The organism is Streptomyces sp. TAA040 (genome assembly GCF_000424845.1).
Window position 1 is genome coordinate 1 of record NZ_AUKR01000060.1, and the last position, 2,880, is coordinate 2,880.

Genomic DNA, 2,880 nt, shown 5'->3' on the forward strand with positions numbered 1-2,880 from the left:
CGGCAACACACCCCGCGCCATGACCGGCCCGCGCAACACCGCCATCACCCTGCTCCGCCTGGACGAACACCACAACATCGCCGCCGCCCCACGACCAGGGGCCTGCCGATCAATAACTCCTAGGTCTTGGTGAGGATTACGGGGGTGTGAGGTCGTGCCCGGAGATCTCGGCGAGTTGTTGTGCCGTGGTCACGGTGAGGGCGCCGACCGGGGCCGTGTACCCGAGCGCGGTGAGCACGGGTGTGGCCTCCCGGAGGGTCGCGCCGATCCGGCTCTTGGCCAGGCCGGTTGCCTCGGCGAGTGGCGTCTGGGCCATGGACCAGCGCTTCGTGAGGAGGAAGACGACAAGCTGGTCGGAGACGGAGAGTCGTCTGCCGCCGGCACCGGGGCCGCCGTCGGGGCGTTTGCCGGGCAGGAGGATCGGCGGGTGCTCGGCACACCAGGCCCGGTAACGGGCGGCGAGATCGTCGAAGACGGCGGGTTCGAGTCCGGTGATGCTGGGGTGCCGCAGCCACATGGGGAGCTTGTCGCCGGTGGGAAAGCGTCCGAACGCAGGGCTGGGCGGGGGCGGTTCGGGAGCGATCGGTTCGGGGCGCAAGGTGTAGTTCCACGTGCCGTGCCACTCGTGCGGCGTCAGGGGCAGGCGTTGCATGACGGTGTCGGGGACGGTGACGCCGGTGGGGTAGGCGCCCGGGTCGAGCTCGGCGTGGACGGGCAGTCCGCTGCGTGTCGTGGTCGCTCCGATGGTGCTGACGACGACTTCGTGGCTGGTCAGGGGCCTACCACGCCAGTTGATGCTGATCTGTGAGAACAGCCGGTGCTCTATTTTGTTCCATTTCGATGTTCCCGGTGGAAAGTGACAGACAGTCACTTCAAGGCCCGTCTCGTGGGCAAAATCGGCGAGTTCCCTCTTCCAGGCGCGCACGCGGTAGCCGTTGGAGCCTTTGGCGTCGGCGGTGACCAGCAGGCGGGAGGCGTGCGGGTAGCGGCGGCGTCCCTCACCGTTCCACCAGCGGCGCAAAGTGGCCACCGCGAAGGCAGAGGTGTCCCCGTCGCAGCCCACCGACACCCAGCCTGCGTCCGCGCCGATGTCGTAGATTCCGTACGGCACCGCCTTCTGGGCACCCTTCTCGGGGAAATCGTGCGCGCGGACCTGCACCGGCTGTCCGGCGCGGTGCCACTCGCGTCCGATCACCGCGTAGTTACCCAGCGTCTCCTTCTTCTTGGCATCCACGCTGATGACCGGCTGCCCGTCGGCGAGGTACGCCGTGACCTGGTCGTTGATGTAGCGGAACTGGGCGTCACTCCGGGTCGCCGCGCTGGTCCGGCTCGACCAGCGCCAGCAACGCGGGCATCAGACCCGGATCGGCCTCCCGCAAGGGCTTCCGACCCGCGCCCGGTGCCCGGACCCGGCCGGCGGGCTCCTCCGCGTGCTCCAGCTCCCGCTTGCCGCGCGACACCGTGGACTCCGCTACCCCGGCCGCTCCGGCCACCATACGGATCCCGCCATGGCCCAGAACCCGGGCCGCGGCGCCCAGCGCCAGTCGCCGCTGGCGCTCATCGAGATGCGGCAGCAACAACCCGAACGCATCCACCAACTCTGCATTCGTCCCCTCCGACACCCCCGCATCCTACGACCCAACAGCCCATGAAAACCGATAAGTTATTGATCGGCAGGCCCCTGGCCCCCAGTACCGAGCCGGCGTCGACGTGGTCCACGTCGACGCCGTACAGCGGGCCTTGCCAGTACTTGCAAGCGCCGTGCCCTTTCACATCCGACTCGGTGGTCGAGATGAAGTTCCCCCTTACGGAGCGGCGAGTCCTTCAGTCGAGAGAAGACGCCGGTTCACACCCCGGTGCACGCCGGAATGGCGCCGTTGTGGTCCCTCGGGGTGGTGAAGTGTGCGAAGGCCCAGCCGAACTCGGGCGCGTCCGCGGTGCTGTCCAGCTCGGGGTCGCCCTTGCGCCATTCCTTGGTAGTGGGCCACTTGACCTTGAGCCACGTGTCCGGAACCTCGGGATACCCGGCGTGGTAGCCCGTGTTCTCTGCCTGGCAGACCGCGTACAGAACGCGAGTGCCGAGGTTGTGGCCAATCCGAACGCACCCCGACTCAACTGGGCAACTCCTGATGAACAGACCCTGGTCTTCGCCCTCGACGCGTGTATTGAAGACCACGTACGGCCACGGTCCCTGGCCTGTTGGGGGATTCGAGTTGGAGAACGAGCGATCGGGCACAGGAGACGACGGCTGCGGACACGTCACGCTACTGTCGCCATCTCCCACGCCTCCGACCGTGACTCCGCAACCTCCCTCCCCTGAGCCGTCGTTGCCCGATCCGATCTGAGTGGTGTTGTCCGAGTTCGACTTGCTCCCACCCTTCAGAAGCCCGAAGCCACCGGTGATGAACGCGGCAATGATCACCGCCCCCGCCCCGATGCAGGCGACCCATATCTGAACTCGACGTGCTGTCGGACTAGGCATCCGCTCTGTCCCTCCGTACTGGTGGTGCAGGGCCTGGTGTCGGCGTCCCCCTACGGTTGCCTCGTTTTCATGATCTAAGGGCACAACAGGCGACTCAGGTACCAAACCGTAACGAAGGAATATGCCAGCACCAACGCCGTTGCGTCAGCGCCGTGAGCGGCTGCTGAGGCCGTGCTCGAAGAATCCGATGTCGGCGCGGACGGTGTAGTTCTGTGCTTGCTGGGGGTGCTGTCCGGCGTTGGGTCCGTACTTGCTTGTGGGGTTCTTGCGGGTGCGGGCCTTGACGCAATGCCACTGACGTTGAGTTGATCTTGCTGGAGTTGTGTGGGTGGGCAGGTTGGCGAGGCGGACCGTGGGCGGCTGCCGATGCCGTCTGCCATGGTCCTCGGGCCGCTTGA

At 66.8% G+C, this 2,880-nt stretch carries 2 protein-coding genes and 1 pseudogene; all 3 read right to left on the reverse strand.

Annotated features, from left to right (window positions below):
• Positions 1–136: 136 nt before the first annotated feature.
• A pseudogene (locus tag H300_RS28550) lies at positions 137–1,595 on the reverse strand (ISAzo13 family transposase).
• Positions 1,596–1,846: 251 nt separating this feature from the next.
• Positions 1,847–2,176: a hypothetical protein gene (locus H300_RS0121610; protein WP_028429046.1), complete on the reverse strand. Its 330-nt coding sequence runs from the start codon at positions 2,174–2,176 to the stop codon at positions 1,847–1,849.
• 450 nt (positions 2,177–2,626) lie between these two features.
• A partial coding sequence (locus H300_RS32745) for a hypothetical protein (RefSeq protein WP_486583996.1) occupies positions 2,627–2,880 on the reverse strand: 254 nt, incomplete at its 5' end.